The following is a 22,886-nucleotide window of genomic DNA, read 5'->3' on the forward strand; positions in this document are numbered from 1 at the left end:
GCACATCTTTTCCCCACTCTATACCAAACGTATCTTCTATGGAACGCTGTACTGTTCATTTTCTTCGATCCACCTGCCTGGTGGCTCTGCTGCTAGCCCTATGTTTAGTATCTGCCCATGCACAAACCAAGGGGATTATCCGGGGTAAAATTGTGGATGAGCTGGGGGGCGCATTACCGGGCGCTTCCGTACGCATCAAAGGCACAACACAAGGTACGGTCACCAACCTTACCGGCGACTACACCCTTAGTGACATTACCCCCGGTACTATCAATCTGGAAGTCTTTTACATGGGGTTTCAACCATACGACCAACCCGTTTCGGTCACTACCGGCGAAACAACCGTCCATAACATCACACTGGCCAGCACCACAACGATGCTGAAAGGGGTGACCGTTACGGGCATTATGGAAGGCCAGCAAAAGGCGCTGAACCAGCAGCGGAATGCCGACAACTTCAAGCAGATCGTGTCGGCCGACCTGATGGGCCGTTTCCCCGACCTGAATGTGGCCGAATCCCTGCAGCGGCTCCCCGGCGTAACCATTGGCCGGGAGCAGAACGAAGGGTCGACGGTACAGCTGCGCGGTACGCCGGGCAACTATACGAACATCAACATGAACGGCGAACAGATTATGGGCACCCAGGAACAGGGGCAGCGAAATGCCCAGCTAGACCTGATTCCGGCCAACGTACTGTCGTCGATGGAAGTGGTGAAGACCCTGACGCCCGATCTGGATGGGGATGCCATTGCCGGAGCCATCAACATGAAAACCCCAACGGCCGTTAGCCTGAAACCCCGCATTTCGATTGACCTGGCGGCTGGCTACAACAAGCTACGCGACAAAGCGAATGGTATCGCGAACCTGAGCTATAACCAGCGTTTTTTCCAGACCGACAAAAGCCCGAACGGCAAACTGGGCCTAGCGCTGTACGGGAGCTACTACCGCACCAACAACGGTTACGATGAGATCAACGCACAGGTGTGGCAGGCCAAGGATTTCAATGACGGGCAGGGTTCGATTCTGTTCCCAACCGACATCCGTATCGTTCACCTGAACAACCTCCGCACCCGCAAAGGCCTTACTGCCACAATCGACTACAGCTTCAATCCAACGGCTTCGCTTGTTTTCAACGCGACCTATACCAATCTGGATAACGACGCGGACCGCTACCGGAAACGGACGCGGATGCAGACAGCCAATACCACCCGCACAGCCGATGGTGTCTACACAACAACACGGGGGCGTGGCTACAACGAGTACCTGAACCGAAGCATCGACAACGGCAACTTCAACATGAGTCTGGAAGGTGAAAAACAGTTTAGTCGGCTCAAGCTGGACGGGGGCTTATTCTATACGAAGTCGTTGCTCGAACAAACGGCCAACTCGTACAACTACATCACCGGAAACGTACCGCTGACAATTTCGCAGATAGCCGGTGATTATATTCAGGCGACGGGGTCGACGGATGCCAAAAACAATGCTTCGCTTTATACCTACAACACCTACGAAGCGAACAACTACAACAGCGAAGGCACCAACTTCGTAGCCCGCCTGAACGGCACGTACAACTACAAGATCGGTGCGAACGATGCGTATGTCAAGGCAGGTTTCAAGCTGAAACGAATGCACAACAAACGGTATCGCCCCAGCTACAGTACAGCCACCTACAACGGCCCGGCGGCTGCGGGTAATCTGACCAACTTCCTGGGCGAAGCCGAACTGGATGATCAGTTGCTGGATGGTAATCTGACCTTTGGCCGGGCCGTCAATGGCGATGCGACCATCGCTTTCCTGAACAACAACCCTACCTATTTCCCGGCCAATGCGCTGGGTAACCAGGTGGCCGTCGACACCTATTTTTACGATGCCGAAGAGAACGTTACGTCGGGTTATGTCATGAACCGGATTCAGTTCAGGAAGGTCATGCTGCTGGCCGGGCTACGGTTCGAACGAACCGGGGTAGACTACAACGCGCGGCTCGTCAATCAGGACGCCAATGGCAATCTGACCTCGTCGGTGCCGACCAATGCCGTCTACAACTACACGAAGTTCCTGCCCAACGTACAGACTAAATTCGATCTGGCGCCCAACACCATCGCGCGGGCAGCGCTGTCGTTCGGCTATTCCCGTCCAAACTTCAACGAACTGGTTCCGAGCCGGGTGGTTAGCATTCTGAACGCTACCCTCACCGACGGCAACCCGGACCTGAAACCAGCCGGAACTACGAACTACGACGTTTCTATCGAGCATTACCTCAAAAACCTCGGTATCCTCTCGGTAGGCGGCTTCTACAAGCACATCACCAATTTCCAGTACAACAGCGTGGTAACCCTGACAGGTACGGAGTTTCCGGGCGCTGACAATTACCTCAACTACCAGTACTTCAAAACCTATAACGGTGATGTAGCTACGGTGTATGGGCTCGAAGTAAACGCCCAGACGAACCTGACGTTCCTGCCGGGCTTTCTGAAAGGGTTTTCGCTGTACGCCAACTACACGTACGTGTACTCGAAAGCTGATGCGCAGTTGCGCAAAGGACTTCGGTTGCCGGGTCAGGCCGACCATACCGCCAACGGTTCCCTGTCGTACACCTACAAAGGCTTCACCGTACAGGGCAATGTCAACTATAATGGTGCCTATACCGTCCTGCTCGGGGTCAACGATGCCAACGATGTGATCCGGGCCGAACGGGTTCAGATGGACGCCAATGCCTCCTACCGGATCACCAAAAATCTTACGGTCTATGCCGAAGGGACCAATCTGCTGAATGCGCCACAAACAGATTACCTGGGCATCCGCTCTCGTCTATATACCAAGCAATTCTACGATTATACCGGTCGGGCCGGCTTCAAATATCGCTTTTAACAACCTGAGGGCCGGACATTCAACCAGCCCGGCCCTTTTCTTTCCGTATTTCATAATGGACCAATTTACTGTAGACCAGCTTTCGGTCGCTGTTTATCCTACTCGCCAGCAAATGGGCCAGGCGGCCGCCAACGATGCCAGTGCCTGCATCCGTCAACTGCTTGCGGAGCAGGATGAAGTAAACATCATATTTGCGGCTGCGGCCTCCCAGAACGAATTTCTGACGGCTCTCGTGGCGGCTCCTCAGATCGACTGGAACCGAATTAATGCATTCCATATGGACGAATACACGGGTCTGCCCAAAGATCACCCGCAACGGTTCGGCAATTTTCTCCATGAAAAGATATTCGGCAGGGTTCCGTTCAAACAGGTCTTTTATCTGAACGAAAACAGTACCGACGACGAAGACGAATGCACCCGATACAGTGCTCTGCTGGAAGCCCACAGGACGGATATAACGTGCATGGGTATTGGCGAAAACACCCACCTGGCCTTCAACGACCCACATGTAGCGAACTTCAACGATCCGTATCTGGTCAAAATCATCGACCTCGACGAACCGTGTAAACAGCAGCAGGTCAACGAAGGCTGTTTCGCATCCGTTAGCGAAGTGCCGCCCATAGCCTATACCCTCACCATACCTGCCCTGCTTCGGGCGCGGTATATTTTCTGTATGGTACCGGGGGCCAACAAAGCCGCTGCTGTTAAGCACACCCTAGTGGAAGCCATTACCGAAAAATACCCATCAACCTCACTGCGTACACACCCTAACGCCCGGTTGTACCTTGATGAAGACAGCGCAGCGCTGATCGAAAAAGGTATAAACGCGTAACCAGAACCCGGTTTTAAAAATCATCCCTAAACGGGCCTTCTGCTGAGTAGATTGTCGATGTATCTGACATTGACTGTCTGTTCAGCAGAAGGCCCGTTTTTTGCTTCGGCCGTATAAATTGCTCAGCCCTTCCGACTCGCTAAACCCTGGAATGAACCCCCGAATTGGAGAGCCATAAACGGCAAATCAGAAAATAAACGGTGGAGTGTTAAAACCGGCAAACACTTCGCTTAAACAAGCTGTTGAACTGTTTCAAAATCCGCCAAATCTACCTGTTCTTTGCACGTTCGTTCGCTACACAGGCAACGGGTGTAACATTACAGGCAGACGAATTAACCACCAGGATCACATAAACCGTAAGCAGTTTTAATGAAAAACTATTTAGTTGTTGGGCATAGCTCTGGCATTGGGAAAGCTCTCTCTAAAAAATTGGCCGAAAGTAACCAGGTAATAGGCACGTATTACAAAAACGAGGTTTTGTCTTCTCAAAACGTCTCTTCTCATTACTTAAACGTACTGGACGACCAGCCAGACTTCAGCTTTCTGCCCGAGACACTGGATGGATTAGCCTATTGCCCTGGCGCTATACAGCTTAAACCATTTGCCCGGCTAAAAGAAGATGACTTTATTGCTGATTTCAAATTGCAGGTATCAGGAGCCATTAAAGTCATTCAGCACTGTTTACCGGCCCTGAAAAAATCAGAAAGCGGCAGTATCGTCCTGTTCAGTACGGTAGCGGTAAAAATGGGCTTTACGTTTCACAGCCTTGTGAGTACGAGCAAAGGCGCTATTGAAGGATTAACCAAAGCGCTGGCAGCCGAACTCGCTCCAGCCATAAAAGTCAATTGCATTGCTCCATCCATCACTAATACACCTTTGGCAGGCAGCCTTTTAAATACCCAGGAAAAAATCGACGCCAATGCCCAAAGACATCCTCTGAAAAAAATAGGCACGCCTGAAGATATTGCCACTATGGCAGCCTATTTATTGAGCGATGAAAACTCCTGGATTACCGGGCAGATTTTTTCTGTTGATGGTGGAATAAGCAGCATTCGATAACGTCATTTTTCCAGTTCGGGGATGTTTACGACCGTATACCGTGAGATTTTAGAATCGATTGACCAGATAGACCCCATACGATATGGCCAGACACGAAACTATGTGGATGGCGCTGTCACGAAGCTATCACCCTATGTTTCCAGAGGAGTAATCAGTACCCGACAGATCGCCCAACACGTTCTTAGCAAAGGATTTACACCTGATCAAATAAGTCCATTTTTAAAAGAACTGGCCTGGAGAGACTATTTCCAGCAGGTCTGGATCGCCCAGGGTGATGCCATTGATCATGACCTCAAGCAGCCACAGGAAAACGTAGAACACCACCAGACACCCTCTGCTATTCTCAAGGCCAATACGACTATAGAAGCCATTGATACAGGCATCAGGGACTTGTATGATACGGGCTATATGCACAACCATTGTCGAATGTACGTGGCTAGTATTGCCTGCAACATCGCCCGAAGCCATTGGAAAAATCCAGCCCAATGGATGTACTACTATTTACGGGATGCCGATTGGGCAAGCAACGCACTTAGCTGGCAATGGGTAGCAGGCAGCAACAGCAACAAAAAATATTTTGCTAATCAGGAGAATATCAATCGCTACGGCTATACGAATCAGGAAAACACGTTTTTAAGTAAACAGTATGAAGAGTTTCCATTAGAGAATATTCCATCTGAGCTAGCAACAACTGAATCATTTGCTCTACAAACTAATTTACCCGTTACAGAACCGCCCGTTATTGATGATACATTACCGATTTATGTTTATAACTTTTACAATGTAGACCCCGCCTGGGATGCACACGTAAAAGCCAATCGAATTTTACTACTCGAACCCAGCTTCTTTAAAAAACATCCAGTCTGTGATAATACGATAAATTTCCTTTTAGACTTATCGAAAAATATCGATGCTATACAAATCGTAGTGGCTGAATTTGATGAACTATTGGCAAATCGGTCAACACCAATCCACTACAAAGAGCACCCGACGACCCGGCATTATAAGGGTATACAGCATGAACGGGACTGGCTATCGCCTATCGTTCGCGGGTATTTCCCGTCGTTTTTTGGTTATTGGAAAAAACTGGAAAAGCACTTACCAGCGTTGCTGAACGTATAGCGTCTGTCCGCAAAAGGTTGTTCAGGGATAGCCGTTGCCATTATGAAACGTGTAAAAAAAGAGAATCTGCCCTATAAAGTCTGTATCGTCTGCAACCGGCCGTTTTCCTGGCGTAAAAAGTGGGAAAAAGTCTGGGACGACGTTAAATATTGTAGTGATAAATGCCGAATGAATAAATGTAAGAGCTGAATAGGCAGACCTTTCGGTTTTGAGAAACCACATAGGTCAGGTTGAAGAACCTGACACCACAGAGGCAACCCGTCAGTGCGGGCAGATTCTCAAATCTGCCCCAGTGCGGTTTTGAGAAACCGCACTGGGGCAGATCAACCGTTCGGTTTTGAGAAACCGCACGCGTCAGGTTGAAGAACCTGACACCACCAAGAAAAAAGACGGACCCGTCAGTACGGGCAGGTTGAAGGACCTGACATCACGAAGGCAATCAACATGCTAAAGACCTGCTTTATGGAAGGAATGCGCAATACAACCCCATAATGTGCAATAAGTATAGTCGTATGTGCTATTGAAATGCGACCATCTCTACGATAAATACAATATTTATTACCCCCAGCTTGCTTTTCATTAAACTATTTTTTACCTTTGCACCAGATTTTCTAAAGCGACATCCGTCGCGTCTCTGTTTCTCTCCTTTTTAACACGCTGAGTTAGGTCTGACAGAGCTTATGTACGGATGTACAGATGGGTTTCTGGGTGGACGCTTCATTGAGTGAAGTTTTTGCGCGTGGGCTAATCGTTGAATCGGTCATAATCAGTACGTCGTGCGTCGGCACACTGGTTTGTTGTCATCTCCCCTTTGAAGAGGTTAGGGGATAGTTGGGGGCCTTTGTTGGGTCGTTGGGCAGCTTCGTTGGGCAATTCTCGCAGTATCGCGCCGTTCACCGGCATACACTCGTCTTCGCTTGGAGAGTTTTAACTCTTATATTCCAGGTTAATGAAAACGAAAACAACTAAATCCGCTGATCAGGCCGATCTGCTGGATATTGAAAAAATTGCTACCGAACTGGCAGCACAGGCCGAACCTAAAAAAGCAAAAACCACTAAAAAGAAAGCAACACCCGAAGACGAGCTGGCTCCTGATACCGCCGTCGAAACGGTAGCAGAAGGAGTGGCCGACAAAGTAATCATCGTAGCCGACGAGTCCACAACGCCTGCTACCGAAGCCCCTCAGGCAACGGTTGAAACTACACCTAAAGCGGATCCTAACCAGATTTTATTCTCTAGTTTAGATATTTCGGACGAAATTCTTCAGGCCGTAACGGATATGGGTTTTGTGAGCCCATCGCCCATTCAGGCTGAAGCCATCCCTCCTATTCTGGCAGGCCGCGATGTGATTGGTCAGGCCCAGACGGGTACAGGTAAAACAGCCGCGTTTGGTATTCCGGCCCTCGAGCTGATCGATGTTCAGGACCGTTCGGTTCAAACACTGATTCTCTGTCCTACTCGTGAACTGGCTCTACAGGTAGCCGACGAAATTCGGAAACTGGCCAAATACAAGCGTGGAGTTCGCATAGAAGCCATCTACGGAGGTGATTCCATCGAACGCCAGATTCGCTCCCTCAAGAGTGGTGTCCATATCGTGATTGGTACACCCGGCCGGGTGATGGACCACATGGAGCGCAACACGCTGAAGCTCGACAATGTTAAGATGATGATTCTCGACGAGGCCGACGAAATGCTGGACATGGGCTTCCGTGAAGATATTGAGAGCATTCTGGACGACATGCCCGAAGAACGGCAGACAATTCTGTTCTCGGCTACCATGTCGAAACCCATTATGCAGATCACGCAGAAATTCCTGCAAGATCCCGTTCTGGTGAAAGTGGTTAAGAAAGAGTTGACCAACACCAACATCGAGCAGGTCTATTTCGAGGTGAAGCCCAAAGCAAAAGTGGAGGTGATGTGTCGGCTGATCGATACCTACGACCTGAAACTGCTGCTGGTATTCTGTAACACCAAACGCAAAGTAGACGAAATCGTTGAAGATCTGCAAATCCGTGGCTATCAGGCCGAAGGGCTTCACGGCGATCTGCGGCAGGCACAACGGAACAACGTCATGAGCAAATTCCGGGCAGGTACGACCAGTATTCTGGTGGCTACTGACGTTGCAGCTCGCGGTATCGACGTCGACGATGTGGATGCGGTGATCAACTTCGATATTCCGCTCGATGAAGAATATTACGTACACCGGATTGGCCGGACGGGCCGGGCTGGTAAGTCGGGCCGGGCGTTCTCGCTGGTCGGCCGTGACGAAAAATTCCGGTTCCGCGAAATCCAGAACTATACCAAAGTTCGGGTCGAAAAAGGTGTTATTCCGTCGTTCGAAGATATTGTGGGTATCCGCAAAGCCCGCTTCATCGAGCAGCTTCAGCAAACCATTGCCGAAAGTAATGACCTCAATCTGTACGATGACCTGCTGACCCAACTGCACCACGCTGGTTTCTCAACCGAGCAAATCGTGGGCGCGCTGGTAAAACGTAGCATGGGCATCGAGAAAAACGAATTTGCCGACCAAAACCTGGGTCTGGACGACGACCGTCGTCGGGAAGACCGCCGGGATCGCTTCGGTGATCGCCGGGGCGAAGGCCGGGATGACCGTCGTGGTGGTCGTTTTGGCGACCGGGATGATCGCGGAGGGCGCTTTGATCGCAATGATCGTGGTAACTCACGCTTTGGCGACAGAGACCGCCGTGGCGACGGACCGGACCGGGGTGGTTTCGGAGATCGTCCACGCTTTGGCGACCGTAATGACCGGGAGCGTTCATTTGGCCCACGGGATGGTGGCCGTGGCGACGGACCAGGACGTAATGGCTATTTTGATAAAGACGACAAACGTCAGCCTCGTGAGCGGGAAGCTAATATGACCCGCCTGATGGTAACCATCGGCCGTCGGGATTATGTACGTCCGGGCGACATCGTCGGGGCTATTGCGGGCGAAGCCAATATTCCGGGCAACAGCATCGGCAGCATCGACATCTTCGATAAATTTACGTATGTCGACGTACCGAAAGATGTAGCCAACCGGGTTGTGGATGCTATGGAAGGAAATACCATCAAAGGACGCCGGGTAAACATTGAAGTTGCCCGTTAACCGTTGATTTTTGATCATAGAAACAGGCTGGGAGGTTCGACTTCCCAGCCTGTTTTGTTTTGGGGCTTACTCCGTTTATCATTCAGCAATACGCCTGTTCAGAAACGGACAAACGTTGTACGGTTTCGGACAGAATTTATCAGCCAAACGGCCCAATCTGGCCAGTTTAGGCCGTTTGGAGGCCATGGCACAGTAGTTGACCTTGTTAGCTGTGCTAACAAACCTTAATCGTTGATGGTCCTGTGATGGTCCTGCCATTGAAAAGCCAGTACACAGCGGTAAGCAACGTTTTGCGACCTGGGCTGTCTTTGTGCAGTAACTCGTCTGGATGTCTCCACAAAGACCTTCCTAAACCCTTAGCCCTATGCTCAGCAATTACCTAAAAATTGCCTTACGAAACCTATCTAAAAACAAGGCTTATTCAGCGATCAACATCATCGGGCTGGCAGTTGGCATGGCCATTGCGATGTTGATTGGTCTATGGATTTACGATGAGCTGTCGTTCAACAAATTCCATAAGAACTACGACCAACTGGCCCAACTCTACGTCAATCAGACCTTTAATGGCACTACGGGTAGTAGCCGAGCGGTTTCGCTCCCATCGGCCAATACGATCAAAAACAACTACAAAGCTGACTTTACAGCCGTCGCCCTGGCTTCATGGAATTTTGGCCATCTGTTAGTCAACGGCGACCGGAAGATCAATAAAGAAGGTATGTATGCCGAGCCGGAGCTACCGAAGATGCTCTCGCTCACCATGCTCAAAGGCGACTATGCCACGGCGCTAAAAGAACCTTCGTCCATTCTACTTTCCGCATCAACGGCCGAGGCTCTGTTTGGCAGTGCCAATCCACTTGGCAAAATCGTTAAAGTGGATGCCAAACGCAATATGAAGGTGACGGGCGTTTTTGAAGACCTGCCCTTCAACTCCAATTTTTATGAAGTCAATTACTACCTACCCTGGAGCGCCTACCTGGCCGACGAATCCTGGGTAAAAGAATCACTGCAACAGTGGGGGAATCACTCATTCCAGTGCTACGCCCAGATTGCCGACCGCGCCGATATGAACAAGGTGTCGGCTAAAATCCGGGATGTGGAGAAAAAGCACGGCTCGGAGGGCGAAAACCCGGAATATTTTCTGCACCCCATGAGCCAGTGGCACCTGTATTCCGATTTTAAAGATGGCAAAAACGTAGGTGGCGGGATTCAGTTTGTCTGGCTGTTCAGCCTGATCGGTGTGTTCGTGTTGCTGCTGGCCTGTATCAATTTCATGAATCTGAGCACCGCCCGAAGCGAGAAACGGGCCAAAGAAGTGGGGATTCGGAAAGCGGTAGGCTCCCTTCGCCAGCAACTGATTTTCCAGTTTCTGAGCGAATCGATGCTGGTCGTTTTTTTCGCGCTGCTCATCGCCCTGATTATTGTTCTGATCGCGATACCCTCCTTCAATGACCTATCGGGCAAGAAGGTCGGCATTCCCTTCGCCAACCCCGTTTTCTGGTTACTGCTCATCAGCTTTTCCCTCATCACGGGTTTCCTATCGGGCAGTTATCCGGCTTTGTACCTATCGTCGTTCAATCCGCTGAGTGTCCTGAAAGGAACATTCCGGGTGGGTCGCTGGGCGGCTCTTCCCCGCAAAGTGCTGGTCGTGGTTCAATTCACAGTATCCATCACACTCATCATTGGTACGCTCATCGTATTCCGGCAGATTCAGCACGCCAAAAACCGGCCGGTTGGTTATGATCGGTCCAATCTGCTGCAAACGTCTCTCAGTCCGGGTACGTATGGGAAATATGACCCTCTGCGGGATGACATGCTTAAGACGGGTGTCGTGTATGAAATGAGTCAATCATCGAGCCCCACCACGGGCGTATGGTCCAATCAGATTGGGTTCGACTGGGAGGGTAAAGACCCAAAATCATTACCCCTGTTCGGTATCGTGGCCTGTACGCATCACTTCGGCAAAAGCATCGGCTGGCAGATTCTGGAAGGCCGCGATTTCTCCAAAGACTTTTCGACGGATAGTTCGGCGTTTATACTGAACGAAGCTGCTGTTAAACTGACCGGACTGAAAAACATCGTTGGGAAAACCATTCGCTATAACGGGAAGCCAATGCAGGTAATCGGCGTGGTGAAGAATATGGTGATGGAGTCGCCCTATGAGCCTATCAAACCCACCATTTTCCTGATCAATTACGGCTGGGCGAATGTGCTTACGATCAAGCTTAAACCGAATGTACCTGTTGATGATGCGATTAAGCAGGTCAAAGCCGTATTCAAAAAATACGATCCCGATACCCCGTTCGATTTTAAGTTCACCGACGAAGAATACGATGCCAAGTTCAGAACCGAAGAACGAGTGGGCAAACTGGCGCGGGTCTTTGCTGTCTTAGCTATCTTCATTAGTTGCCTTGGTCTGTTTGGACTGGCTTCGTTCGTGGCTGAGCAACGTATCAAAGAAATTGGCGTTCGGAAGGTACTGGGTGCATCGGTTTTCAGCCTGTGGGGGCTGCTTTCCAAAGATTTTGTACGACTGGTCGCCATTTCATTCCTGATTGCCACGCCCATTGCCTGGTATTTTCTGGACGACTGGCTTCAGCAGTACGAATACCGCACATCCATTTCCTGGGCCGTTTTCGCCTTGTCTGGTCTAGGAGCCACCATGATTACCCTAATGACCGTTAGTTATCAGGCCATTCGGGCCGCTTTAATGAACCCTGTAAAATCGTTACGAACGGAATAATTGTAGAGACGCAACACCTTGCGTCTCCTGACCGGATGGCTCTTTAACCGGATGGTTTTGGCTGACACTAGGTGTTGCTGACGCATAGGAGACGCAAGGTATTGCGTCTCTACCACAACCCTCACACTCTATGCTACGCAACTACATCAAAATTGCCTGGAGAAACATCTGGAAAAACAAGACGTTCTCCTTCATCAACATTCTGGGGCTGGCCTTGGGCATGGCCTGTAGCCTGCTCATCATGATCTGGGTGCAGGACGAACGCCATATGGATCACTTCCATAAGAACGACGCCCGGCTGTATCGGGTGATGGAAAATCAGCACTATGTGGGCGTTATTAATACGTTTCCATCAACACCGGGGATTCTGGCCGAAAACATCGTAAAAGATATTCCTGAAATTCAGATGGCAAGCCAGATGCTTTGGGAAGAACAAACGCTGTTTACGGTAGGCAATACGTTCGAGAAAGAAAAAGGGCGTTCGGTGCAGGGCGATTTCCTGACGATGTTTTCGTTTTCGCTCAAGGAAGGCGACCCAAAAACGGCCCTCAAACGACCCGATGGACTGGTTATCAGCCAGAAACTCGCCGACAAATATTTTAAGGGGCAGAACCCGATGGGCAAAATCATTCGGGTCGATAATACCGACGACCTGATGGTGACGGGGATTCTAGCCGATATTCCCGAAAATTCATCCCTGAAATTCGATTACCTCAAAAGCTTTGATCACTGGCTAAAAAACAACAAATGGGCCAAAGAATGGGGCAACAATGGTCCGCGCTGTTATGTGATGCTGGCCAATAACACATCGGTCGAGAAAGTCAATACCAAGATCAAGAACTACATCAAGAGCAAAAATAAAGACAGCAACGTAGAACTGTTTTTGCAGAACTACGGCGATTCGTACCTGTTCTCGAATTGGGAAGGCGGGGTGCAGAATGGTGGCCGGATCGAGTACGTACGCATCTTCTCAATTGTTGCCATTTTCATTCTGGCGATTGCCTGCATTAACTTCATGAACCTGGCTACGGCCCGTTCGGTGAAGCGGTCGAAAGAGGTAGGGGTTCGGAAGGTAGTGGGAGCCTATAAAGCCAGTCTGATCGGGCAGTTTCTGGGCGAGTCTATGCTCATAACGATGCTTTCGCTGGTGTTTTCGGTCCTGATTGTACTACTAATTCTGCCTGTTTTCAATGAGTTGACCAGCAAAAAGCTCTCGCTTGACTTTTCCGATCCTACCTTCCTCCTGCTATTGCTCAGTTTGTCGGTAGTGACGGGGCTTGTGTCGGGAAGTTATCCGGCTCTGTTCATGTCGGCGCTCAATCCGGTAGTTATTCTGAAAGGCTCGCTGAAGTTTAAGTCGAGTGCCACGTATTTCCGAAAAGGACTGGTTGTATTGCAGTTCGGCCTGTCGATCATGCTGATTCTGGGAACGTTGGTCGTGTACCGCCAGATCAACTATATCCAGACAAAAAACCTGGGTTACGATCGCGAAAATCTGCTGTACATGCCTCTGGAGGGCGACCTGCAACGCAATTTCCCATCGTTCCGGCAGGAACTGGAGCATCAGCCGGGTATTAAATCGGTCACCTGTGCCCAGTCGGACCCGCTCGAAGTAGGTAGCTCTACCCAGGGAGTACGCTGGCCCGGAAAAGATACGACCCAACTCATGCTGTTCAGCCAGAACGCTGTTTCGTACGACTACATCAAAACGATGGGGATCAAATTGCTCGATGGTCGCGATTTTTCGAAAGACTTCACCACCGACACCAGCAACTACATCATCAATGAAGCCTCGGCCCGAAAAATCGGCTATAAAAATCCGGTCGGCAAAGAATTAACGATGTGGGGCCGGAAAGGGAAAATTATCGGCCTGATGAAAGATTTCCACTTCAACTCACTCCATAGTGCCATCGAGCCCCTGATTTTACACTTGCAACGTGGCAACGACACCACCCGAAACTGGGGGACGATTCTGGTACGTACGCAGCCCAACGAAACCAAACAGGCTATTGCCAGCATGGAAACGCTGCATAAGAAATTCAACCCGCACTTTCCGTTCAAATACCTGTTTACCGATCAGGAGTTTGGCAACCTGTATAAGGCCGAAAACACGGTCAGCAAACTGGCAAGCTACTTTGCTTTCCTGGCGATTTTCATTTCCTGCCTGGGTCTGTTTGGTTTGGCTGCGTTCACTGCGGAACAACGCACGAAAGAAATCGGCATTCGGAAAGTGCTGGGTGCCAGCGTTCCCAATCTGGTCGGTATGCTATCGAAAGAGTTTATGCTGCTGGTACTCTTGGCTGCTTTCATTGCTTTTCCGCTGGGTTGGTATTTCCTCAATGGCTGGCTCGAAAAGTACGCCTACCGGATCGAACTGGCCTGGTGGTACTTCCTGGTTGCCCTGGTTGGAGCCATGCTCATTGCCCTGATAACGGTCAGTTTTCAGAGCATCAAAGCCGCCTTGCTGAATCCGGTCAAATCCTTGAAAACGGAATAACCTGTAGAGACGCGATCCCTCGCGTCTCCCGTGCGTCAGCAATAAACCATCCAGCCGAAGAACCATCCGGAAAGGAGACGCGAGGGATCGCGTCTCTACAATGGTCACAAAGGCAGTGAGCCACGCTGCCTTCAATTATTTTGTTCTGCCCGCTAAAAATTCAGGTTTATTGACCTATGTTCGTTGCCAATCCCACGACTTCGTTTTTGGACTATGAGGCAACTTATCGCCGTTTGTATTGTACTCTATTTTTTTAGTTCATGCACGACTAAACAGCAAACTGACAAAACGGAATTTGATGACTTAGCTGTTTCCGGGCTTTCTGGCAAACAACTGGCGGTAGCCCACTGTAGCCGTTGCCATGCATTTGTAAGTCCTGATGCATTGGCCAAAGCAAACTGGCGGGATGTGCTCCCCGCTATGGGCCATCGGATGGGTATCTATAGTAGTGGCACCAGACCCGACAGTTTGTTTGACGCGGGCGAAAGTGGCGAAACGGTTCGTGAAGCTGCTATTTTTCCGGAAAAGCCCACACTAGCTAAAGATGATTGGCGAAAGATAGAACGCTATTATCTCAACAACGCTCCTGATACCATCCTGCCTCCTATTCGCAAAACGCCCATTCGGATTGGCCTGAAGCATTTCAAGTATAGAGAAGCTTCGTTCGCAAATCGGCCTGCTCTGACTTCAATGGTCAAGATTCTGCCCGATAATCATGGAATCGTTTTCGGAGATGGCAAGCCCAGGCGTAACAACCTGACGTTTCTAACCACCGAACTGACGGAGAAGTATAGTGTGCGTTTGGCTACAACCCCGATTCAGTTTGACGAAAAAGCCAATGAGCTATACCTGACCACCATCGGGAAAGGCGTTTTTCCGACCGATGCCGCCAACGGATCATTGACCCGCCTGCAAAAAAGCGGGTCGGGGCCGGGCTATCAATCAGAGACGGTTGCTATTTCCCACTTACGCCGACCCGTATTTATGGCGTACGGCGATTTGACTAAAGACGGATTTGAGGACGTAGTAGCCTGTGAGTTTGGCAACCAGACCGGCCAACTGGCGTGGTATGAAAACGATAAAAAAGGTAGTTACACCAAACACGTTTTACGAGAAAAGCCGGGAGCAATCACTGCCATTATTAAGGATGCCAATCGGGATGGATTGCCCGATATTTATGTGTTGATGGCGCAGGGCGACGAAGGTGTTTTTCTGTACGAAAATCAGGGAGGAGGTACATTCAGGGAAAAACGATTGCTCACCTTCCTGCCGCTCAATGGGTCTCAACATATTGAACTGGCCGATTTCAACAAAGATGGATTTGACGACATTGTCTATGTCTGTGGCGACAACGCCGACAAAACCCCGATCTTAAAGAAGTATCACGGCATCTACATTTTTCTAAATAACGGGAAATCAAACTTCACCCAATCGTACTTCTACCAACTGAATGGTGCCTATAAGGCCATGGTACGAGATTATGACCTGGATGGCGATCTGGATATAGCCGCTATTTCGTTTTTCCCGGATTACCAGCGCTACCCAACGGAAAGCTTCATCTACCTGGAAAATAAAGGCAAGCTAAGCTTCGTCGACTATTCGTTTCCTGAGGCCACCCGAGGAAGATGGGTCGTCATGGATGCGGGCGACATGGATGCCGATGGCGATATTGACCTGGTGCTGGGCTCGTTTGTCTATTTTATCCCGCAGGGCGATACGACCGGACTAGGTAAAAAGTGGCTTTCAGAGGGTCCTTCGGTCATCGTTCTGGAAAATACGACCCGGTAGATGTTTACGTCGAAAGCTCTGGAAACGATACGAGGAGGGACGAAAGGAATGCGATTCCCTCCTCTTCGCCCCCTTGCCTGTCTTTTATTGATTCACCATTTTCTCCAGCACAATTTCATATTGCTTGTCAGTTGCATTGTAGCGGATGGCATAGGCGCTGGGGTAATAGCCTGCCGGTGCTATTTTCTGAGGCTGCTTAATAGCGATGTGCTCATGAGTCGCTTTCTTCAGATAATCGACCGTAATCATGGGCTCGTAGAAAATAACATCCCCCTTATTGCTTCCGTATAGGAACGTCTTGGTGAAGGTCTGACCATTCAGTTCGGGGCTGGTAGCATCGACCCAGTGGGCACCCATCATCGGCACAGGTCCGGCACTTACATAATTCGCAGGCAGATAAGCAGCATCCGGTGCTTTGCCGATTTCATCCATTTTGTCCGGCGTCATGGTTAGCCGTTCGGCATTCGTGATTTTGTAGAAATGGAAGTCGAAGTGCGGAAGATTGTAAATGCCATCGGGTTCATGGCCGTGTGGCATATACGTTACATAGGCATGTTTGAAGGGCGTTTTACTACCCTCGGCAGGCAGGTCCAGAACGAGTTCTGCCATATCGGAAGGCAAGCTGTTCAGCGCACTTTCCGAAACAACGATACCCACTTCATCAGGATTTTCGTTGCCATCCAGCTTAACGAAGGTACGGGCGGTACCCTTGCCCAACGTCTGCGTGGTACCATAGTGAGGTGCCGTTGGGTCAGGAGTGGTAACCTCGTCTTTTTTGCAACCCGTCAATTGTAAGGTAACAGCCAGCAAGGGTAAAGCAATTAGATAAGCAGTTTTCATAAAAAGAGATTATTTGTTGTTTAACAGCCCAAAAGTAGCGGGGCTCTCCAGGCTCGCTGAATGCTTACCTCTGCGAACTGGCGATTCCACGGCGTGAAACGGCCAAAGCGGCAAATGAACTGTTCGACTAGTGTAAGCTTTTATAGGTAACTCACCGCCTGAAACGCAAACGACCCGATTACCGATGAGGGTAACGGGCCGTTCGTGAAGTATCCCGATCGTTGGTTTGTTAGTTGTTATCGTCGTCAACGACCTCGCCTGATGCTGTTAACCCGGAAGCCGTTTTGACCAGGCGCACAAATTCGCTCCGATACCCTTCCGAATCGTCAGTCAAAGCACCCTTTGCCAGTTTAACAACCTGTCTATAACGCGCTGACCCTTTGTAAGAAGATTCACTCAATAACAGGCCAAATTCAGCCACAGCAGCCGCAAACCGGAAATCGTTCGTTGCCCGGTCAAAGGATACCGACTTCGTTTTAACCACCTGTTGCAGTTGCCGACTAACCGAATCGGCAGGTTGCTTATATCGAACTTTGAGCGTCAACAGTTCGCCCGATTGAGCCGATGCTTTGGTATCAACCAGTGTCTGGTATTTCAGTGAGTCTGTTTTTGGGAGATACTGACTTTTCGTACCGGCAGGAATCAGTTCGTAAAGCGCCGTTACACTATGACCAGCTCCCAGGTCGCCCGCATCTTTCTGATCGTCTTTAAAATCTTCGTTGGCCAACCGTCGATCTTCATACCCTAACAGCCGATACGCCTGCACATACGCTGGGTTAAACTCCAGTTGTAGCTTGACATCTTTGGCCACCGTAAACAGCGTGCCGCCAAACTCATGAATGAACACCTTTCGGGCTTCGGGCAGGTTATCGATGTAGGCATAGTTGCCGTTGCCCTTATCGGCTAACGTTTCCAGATGGCTATCTTTCAAATTACCCATGCCAAAACCCAGTACACTCAGAAAAATACCCGTTTTTCGTTGCTGCTCAATCAGTCGCTGTAGCTCGCCCTCGCCCGAAATCCCCACGTTGAAATCGCCATCGGTAGCCAAAATGACCCGGTTATTGCCGTTGGGGATGAAATGGTCCTTCGCCACTTTATAGGCTAATTCTATACCGGCTCCTCCGGCGGTAGAACCTCCAGCCTGCAGTTGGTTGATCGCATCCTTAATCCGCTGCGGCTGATCGCCCGACGTTGGTGGCAACACTAACCCAGCCGCACCTGCATACACCACAATAGCTACACGGTCGACGGGGCGAAGCTGATCCGTCAGCAAATTAAGCGAGGCTTGAACCAGAGGCAATTTATTGGGAGCACTCATAGATCCCGACACATCCAGCAGGAACACAAGGTTCGACGGAGGAAGCTGATCATTTTTGACACGACGCGCCTGAAGGCCGATCCGTAGCAGTTGCAGGCCAGAGTTCCAGGGCGATTCGGCTAGTTCAGTCGTGATCGACAGAGGGGCTTCGCCAGTGGGTTGTGGGTATTGGTAACTGAAGTAGTTGATCATTTCCTCCAGTCGGACCGCATCTTTCGGTGGCCGCTGTCCATTATTGAGCAATCGGCGGATGTTGCTGTATGAAGCCCGATCAACATCGGCAGAGAAGGTCGTAACAGGTTGCCGACGAACATCCAGAAACCCCGTTTCCTGCATGGCTTTATAGCTTTCCGTCGATGGGTTTGGCAGAGGATGGAAAGATCTGGGTTGAGCGCCCATTGGGGCAATACTACCGGTTATGCTTCGTCTGACCTGCGTTTTATAGCCCGTCACAACAACTTCGCTTAATACCTTGGTATCCTGGGCTAATTCGACATTGATCGTTTGCCGATCGCCAATCGCAATCTCCTGGCTCGCGTAGCCGACATAGCTAAATATTAGATGCGTATTACCAGCGGGAACCTCAATAGAATAGTGGCCTCTGGCGTCTGTAGTAGCTCCCTTTTTTGTGCCTTTAACAACGACTAACACACCAGGCAACGAATCGTGGGTGATCAAATCGGCTACTGTTCCAGTAATGGTACGCCCCTGATTGGATTGGGCGTTGGCGCAGGTGATCAGCCCCAGTAGCATCCAGCATATAACGAGATTTTTCATGATCGATGGAATTTAGGATAGTGCACATTCTGGTTTCCAGAACAGATACAATTTACACTAAAAAAAGTACACGTTGACTCACAATCCCATTTTCTGATTCGCTGTCAACGCAACTCTATTGGCCAGCGATTTTAACGAACGGCCTTCCAGCCAGTTGATGCAAGTGACTCTATTTTTCCACAAATCGTTGGAACGAGTCAACTCCGGCTGACCACAACATACATCATCCCCTTTTCATCACTCATTTCCATTCACTTCATCTGGTCAAACTTCCGTTTCACCCATGAGCTAAGTGGCGGTCAGACGAGCGGCCCGCAACTTTGAGCCAGCAAACAACAAATACTGGCTCAAACGCGCCATTCATCATGAAGATTTTTATCGCCTTTTTCCTCTTTGTCAACCTCCGCGCTACTGGCTGGGCTCAGTCTGTAACTTACCGGGGCGTTGTGATCGACGGGCAAACTAAAGAACCCATACCCGGTGCTACGGTTCGCCAATCAGGATTCACTGCCGGAACAAGCACGGATGCCCAGGGGCGTTTTACGTTGACTACCCAGCAGGCCGTTGATAGTCTGGTTGTGAGCACAATGGGTTATCAGGAGCGTCGGATAGTCGCATCCAATAACCTTACCATCGCCCTGAATCCGAAAGTTGAAGACCTCCAGCCGGTGGTTGTAACGGCCAGCCGGGAAGCTCAGGCCCGCTCGGAAGCACCGGTAGCCATCAGCCGGATTTCGCCAACCATGTTACAGGAGACAAAAGCCGTGAACCTGTACGAGGTGATCAACAAAACACCCGGCGTGGTGATGCCCAATCTGGGCAATGAACAGCACATGATGGGTATTCGGCAACCGTTCGGCACCAACGCTTACTACCTCTATCTGGAAGATGGCTTACCTGTACGGCCAATGGGCATTTTTAATCACAACGCGCTGATCGAACTGAATTCACTGGCAATCAGCTCCGTGGAAGTAGTAAAAGGTCCTGTCTCGTCGCTCTATGGGCCCGAAGCGGTGGGTGGAGCGGTCAATTTCCTGACGCACCGGCCTACCGCAGTGCCTGTTATTCGCGTTGGCGTGATGGGCGATGGCTGGGGATACCGTCGGGCACAGGCTGGCGTAGGCGGAATGCTGACCAAACGACTGGGGGTTTTCGTTGGCACGTCGGTAGCCCGGCAACGCAATAGCTGGCAATCGCAAAGTGATTTCGATAAATTCTCCCTGAATCTTCGAGCCGACTATGCACTCTCCGACAAAACACGCCTGATAGGAACCACCACGTATAACCAATATCACTCTCAAACGGGTGGTAGTGTCGATAGTGTGGCCTACTACAGCCGAACGTATACCAGCACAACCGATTTCACCTACCGCGATGTGATGGCGTTCCGGTCACGGCTGACGCTGGAACACCAATGGGCAACCCACAGCGAAACGGCCATAACCGCTTTTTATCGCGATAATAGCCTGAAACAGAACCCAAACTACAGCATTCGCTGGAAAACGGGCGCCACTACAGCCACGGGCGAAATCAACGAAAATAGCTTTCGTAGCTTCGGGTTGATGGCCCAGCACAGCCAGCGATTTACCTGGATGGACAGCCGATTGCTGGCGGGCCTTCTGTACGATAACTCACCGAACACCTACTACGCCTACCAGACCGAATTGCAGGCAGTGTTACGCCCCGATGGCCGTTCGGTTGAGTGGTATAATCAGGTGCGGAAACTGCCCGACCAGTTTCTGAGCCGCTACGAAGCCTCGATTTATAATACAGCGGTGTATGCCCAGTACGACTTTATGCCTGTATCCCATCTGCGGTTATCGATAGGCGCACGCTATGACCGGATGTCGTTCGATTATACCAATTTTCTGGACAAAACAACGGGCAACAAAGCCTATAATCAACTCACCCCCAAGCTTGGCCTGACGTATGACCTGGGACAAGGGCGTGGCCTGTATGCCAACATTAGTCGTGGGTTTTCGCCACCGGGGTTGACCGCCATCTTTCGTAAAAATACAGCCGCAGCTACCGATCAGCCTCCGTTTTATTACAACCTGCAACCAGCTTTGTTCACCAATGTAGAGCTGGGCGGCTGGGCCTCCCTGCTGAATCGGAAACTGAATATCGACTGGGCTTTGTATCAGATGAACGGCCAGAACGAACTGCTAAGCATCCGCCAGCCCGACAACTCGACCGACTACCAGAGCGCGGGTCGTACCCTTCATCAGGGCCTCGAATACAGCCTGACCTACAAACCAAACAGCCAGTGGTTTTTCCGATTCGGCGGCACCAACCCGGTCCATCGCTTTATCGACTTCGCACTGAGCAACAAACAGTCCGATGCAGTACAAAATCTGGCGAATTACGACATGCCACAGGCCCCACGCTGGGTCGCCAATACGGAACTAACCTACAAACCACGCTGGGCCAAAGGATTACGGCTTGCTATGGAGTGGCAGCGAATCAGTACCTGGTACCAAAATCAGGTCAACACGGTGCGCTACGACGACCGGGGGGCTTTCGGAGCCAGGGGTGTTAGCGTGCTAAACCTGCGGACAGGTTATGCATACAAAGGAATCGAGTTGTACGCCAACGTCCTGAATTTAACCAACGAACTCTACGCCAACAACGCCACCCGTGGCAATGCCGCTACCGACCGCACCACGTTTACACCAGCCGCACCGCGCACATTTGTCATTGGCCTGCAATACCAGTTTACGGGAAAATAATCAACCAATATGAAAACTACCTTCCTCTTTTTCAATCTGTTTTTTACGATTCTGACTGCCCTGGCAGGTCCACCTAGTCCGTCACTGACCATTTCTAAATCGTCGTTTCCCCGGCTATTCACCGACCAGAATGGCAATCCGGTTCTTAGCTGGATTGAACGAACGGATGCTAATCTGTCGCTGGTCTACCGCGTTTCTACCGATGGTGGAGATACCTTTGGCGAGCCTAAGCAGATTTTGTTACCGCCATCGACGGCAGCACATGGCGAAGATGTACCGAAATTAATTTTTAAGCGGGATGGGACCCGGATGGTTGTTTTCAGCCTGCCGAAACCAACGCCAGAGGCTCTTCGGGCCGGGAATCTGCTCTATCAAACGTCGACCGATCAGGGTAAAACCTGGACAACGGCCCAACCCGTTCATCGCGACACCACAGCCGGTAAGAGCCACTCGTACGCTGACCTGACCCAACTACCCAATGGCGAAATTGGCCTGATCTGGCTGGATGATAAACTTCCGGGTAACGAAGGGCGTAGCGTCCGGTTTACCCAGACATTGGCTTCCGGCGGTTTTGGTCCCGAGGTAATCGTCGATTCCAACGCCTGTCAGTGCTGCCGCCCTGGTATAGCGGTCGATAAACAGGGACGCATCTACCTAACCTATCGCGACTGGCTTCCTACCGAAACCGGCCCCGGTGCCCGCGATATTAGTTACGTTGTATCGACAGATGGGGGGCAGTCGTTTTCAAGGCCAGCGGTAGCCGGATATGATAACTGGCAGATCAATGCCTGCCCCCACTCAGGCCCCCAGTTATTCGTGCGCGACGAGGCTGTGTATGCAACCTGGTATTCGGGTGCCAGCGGCCACGAAGGCATTCGGCTGACTCGGCTGGACAAGCTCCAGTCGCCCGAACTCATCCTGGGACCGCAACGGACGCATCCACAACTAACCGGCTGGGCCGACGGTCGATTGGCGCTGGTTTGGGAGGAGCTGATCGGCGAAGCACCCAATGCCTACCATCAAATCCTGTTACGGACGTATGCACCTGATGGAAAATCCAGAACCGTTGCGCTGACCGCTCCTGGTGAACTGACCTCGCTGCCTGTACTTCTTCCAACTGAGAAAGGGCTACTGGTGGCCTATCAGGTGTGGCATGGTCAGGATACCAGTGTGACCCTTAAGCAAATTTCTTTTTTTCAACCATAAAC

13 protein-coding genes are annotated in these 22,886 nt (G+C 50.6%); 11 read left to right on the forward strand and 2 right to left on the reverse strand.

Features of this window, described 5'->3' with window-relative positions; genetic code table 11:
* Positions 1-38 precede the first annotated feature (38 nt).
* From BGO59_RS27380 to BGO59_RS27420, 9 genes are all read left to right on the forward strand, one after another.
* The gene (locus BGO59_RS27380) at positions 39-2,867 is read left to right on the forward strand and encodes a TonB-dependent receptor (RefSeq protein WP_293689056.1); all 2,829 of its coding nucleotides are present in this window, start codon (positions 39-41) and stop codon (positions 2,865-2,867) included.
* Positions 2,868-2,922: 55 nt separating this feature from the next.
* On the forward strand, positions 2,923-3,699 hold the full coding sequence (locus BGO59_RS27385) for a glucosamine-6-phosphate deaminase (RefSeq protein ID WP_293689058.1): 777 nt from the start codon (positions 2,923-2,925) through the stop codon (positions 3,697-3,699).
* A 369-nt stretch (positions 3,700-4,068) separates the two neighbouring features.
* Positions 4,069-4,758, forward strand: a complete 690-nt coding sequence (locus tag BGO59_RS27390) for an SDR family NAD(P)-dependent oxidoreductase (protein WP_293689060.1) — start codon at positions 4,069-4,071, stop codon at positions 4,756-4,758.
* Positions 4,759-4,779: 21 nt separating this feature from the next.
* Complete coding sequence (locus BGO59_RS27395) at positions 4,780-5,880, forward strand: FAD-binding domain-containing protein (RefSeq protein ID WP_293689062.1); 1,101 nt, start codon at positions 4,780-4,782, stop codon at positions 5,878-5,880.
* Between the two features lie 42 nt (positions 5,881-5,922).
* On the forward strand, positions 5,923-6,069 hold the full coding sequence (locus tag BGO59_RS27400; protein ID WP_293689064.1) for a DUF2256 domain-containing protein: 147 nt from the start codon (positions 5,923-5,925) through the stop codon (positions 6,067-6,069).
* 760 nt (positions 6,070-6,829) lie between these two features.
* Positions 6,830-8,986, forward strand: coding sequence for a DEAD/DEAH box helicase (locus BGO59_RS27405; protein WP_293689066.1), 2,157 nt, complete (start codon positions 6,830-6,832; stop codon positions 8,984-8,986).
* 364 nt (positions 8,987-9,350) lie between these two features.
* The gene (locus BGO59_RS27410) at positions 9,351-11,726 is read left to right on the forward strand and encodes an ABC transporter permease (RefSeq protein ID WP_293689068.1); all 2,376 of its coding nucleotides are present in this window, start codon (positions 9,351-9,353) and stop codon (positions 11,724-11,726) included.
* Between the two features lie 130 nt (positions 11,727-11,856).
* Positions 11,857-14,223 carry an ABC transporter permease gene (locus BGO59_RS27415; RefSeq protein ID WP_293689070.1) on the forward strand — a complete coding sequence of 789 codons (2,367 nt, stop codon included), beginning with the start codon at positions 11,857-11,859 and terminating at the stop codon, positions 14,221-14,223.
* A 213-nt stretch (positions 14,224-14,436) separates the two neighbouring features.
* On the forward strand, positions 14,437-16,011 hold the full coding sequence (locus tag BGO59_RS27420; RefSeq protein ID WP_293689072.1) for a VCBS repeat-containing protein: 1,575 nt from the start codon (positions 14,437-14,439) through the stop codon (positions 16,009-16,011).
* 84 nt (positions 16,012-16,095) lie between these two features.
* Here the strand turns inward: BGO59_RS27420 and BGO59_RS27425 are convergent, their stop codons facing one another.
* Both BGO59_RS27425 and BGO59_RS27430 read right to left on the reverse strand, forming a co-directional pair.
* On the reverse strand, positions 16,096-16,851 hold the full coding sequence (locus BGO59_RS27425; protein ID WP_293689074.1) for a DUF5602 domain-containing protein: 756 nt from the start codon (positions 16,849-16,851) through the stop codon (positions 16,096-16,098).
* Between the two features lie 229 nt (positions 16,852-17,080).
* Positions 17,081-18,949, reverse strand: a complete 1,869-nt coding sequence (locus BGO59_RS27430; protein ID WP_293689076.1) for a von Willebrand factor type A domain-containing protein — start codon at positions 18,947-18,949, stop codon at positions 17,081-17,083.
* Positions 18,950-19,314: 365 nt separating this feature from the next.
* On the opposite strand from BGO59_RS27430, the gene BGO59_RS27435 reads away from it, so the two are divergent.
* A complete protein-coding gene (locus tag BGO59_RS27435; RefSeq protein WP_293689078.1) occupies positions 19,315-21,678 on the forward strand; it encodes a TonB-dependent receptor in 2,364 nt (787 codons plus the stop codon).
* A 9-nt stretch (positions 21,679-21,687) separates the two neighbouring features.
* Positions 21,688-22,884, forward strand: a complete 1,197-nt coding sequence (locus BGO59_RS27440) for a sialidase family protein (protein ID WP_293689080.1) — start codon at positions 21,688-21,690, stop codon at positions 22,882-22,884.
* Positions 22,885-22,886 lie beyond the last annotated feature (2 nt).

Source organism: Spirosoma sp. 48-14 (assembly GCF_001898575.1).
Lineage (GTDB): Bacteria > Bacteroidota > Bacteroidia > Cytophagales > Spirosomataceae > Spirosoma.

Excerpts from the sequence above, each read along its gene's own strand:
- BGO59_RS27380 (WP_293689056.1), top strand. The coding sequence starts at position 39 with ATGGAACGCTGTACTGTTCATTTTCTTCGATCCACCTGCCTGGTGGCT.
- BGO59_RS27385 (WP_293689058.1), top strand. The coding sequence starts at position 2,923 with ATGGACCAATTTACTGTAGACCAGCTTTCGGTCGCTGTTTATCCTACT.
- BGO59_RS27390 (WP_293689060.1), top strand. The coding sequence starts at position 4,069 with ATGAAAAACTATTTAGTTGTTGGGCATAGCTCTGGCATTGGGAAAGCT.
- BGO59_RS27395 (WP_293689062.1), top strand. The coding sequence starts at position 4,780 with ATGTTTACGACCGTATACCGTGAGATTTTAGAATCGATTGACCAGATA.
- BGO59_RS27400 (WP_293689064.1), top strand. The coding sequence starts at position 5,923 with ATGAAACGTGTAAAAAAAGAGAATCTGCCCTATAAAGTCTGTATCGTC.
- BGO59_RS27405 (WP_293689066.1), top strand. The coding sequence starts at position 6,830 with ATGAAAACGAAAACAACTAAATCCGCTGATCAGGCCGATCTGCTGGAT.
- BGO59_RS27410 (WP_293689068.1), top strand. The coding sequence starts at position 9,351 with ATGCTCAGCAATTACCTAAAAATTGCCTTACGAAACCTATCTAAAAAC.
- BGO59_RS27415 (WP_293689070.1), top strand. The coding sequence starts at position 11,857 with ATGCTACGCAACTACATCAAAATTGCCTGGAGAAACATCTGGAAAAAC.
- BGO59_RS27420 (WP_293689072.1), top strand. The coding sequence starts at position 14,437 with ATGAGGCAACTTATCGCCGTTTGTATTGTACTCTATTTTTTTAGTTCA.
- BGO59_RS27425 (WP_293689074.1), bottom strand. The coding sequence starts at position 16,851 with ATGAAAACTGCTTATCTAATTGCTTTACCCTTGCTGGCTGTTACCTTA.
- BGO59_RS27430 (WP_293689076.1), bottom strand. The coding sequence starts at position 18,949 with ATGAAAAATCTCGTTATATGCTGGATGCTACTGGGGCTGATCACCTGC.
- BGO59_RS27435 (WP_293689078.1), top strand. The coding sequence starts at position 19,315 with ATGAAGATTTTTATCGCCTTTTTCCTCTTTGTCAACCTCCGCGCTACT.
- BGO59_RS27440 (WP_293689080.1), top strand. The coding sequence starts at position 21,688 with ATGAAAACTACCTTCCTCTTTTTCAATCTGTTTTTTACGATTCTGACT.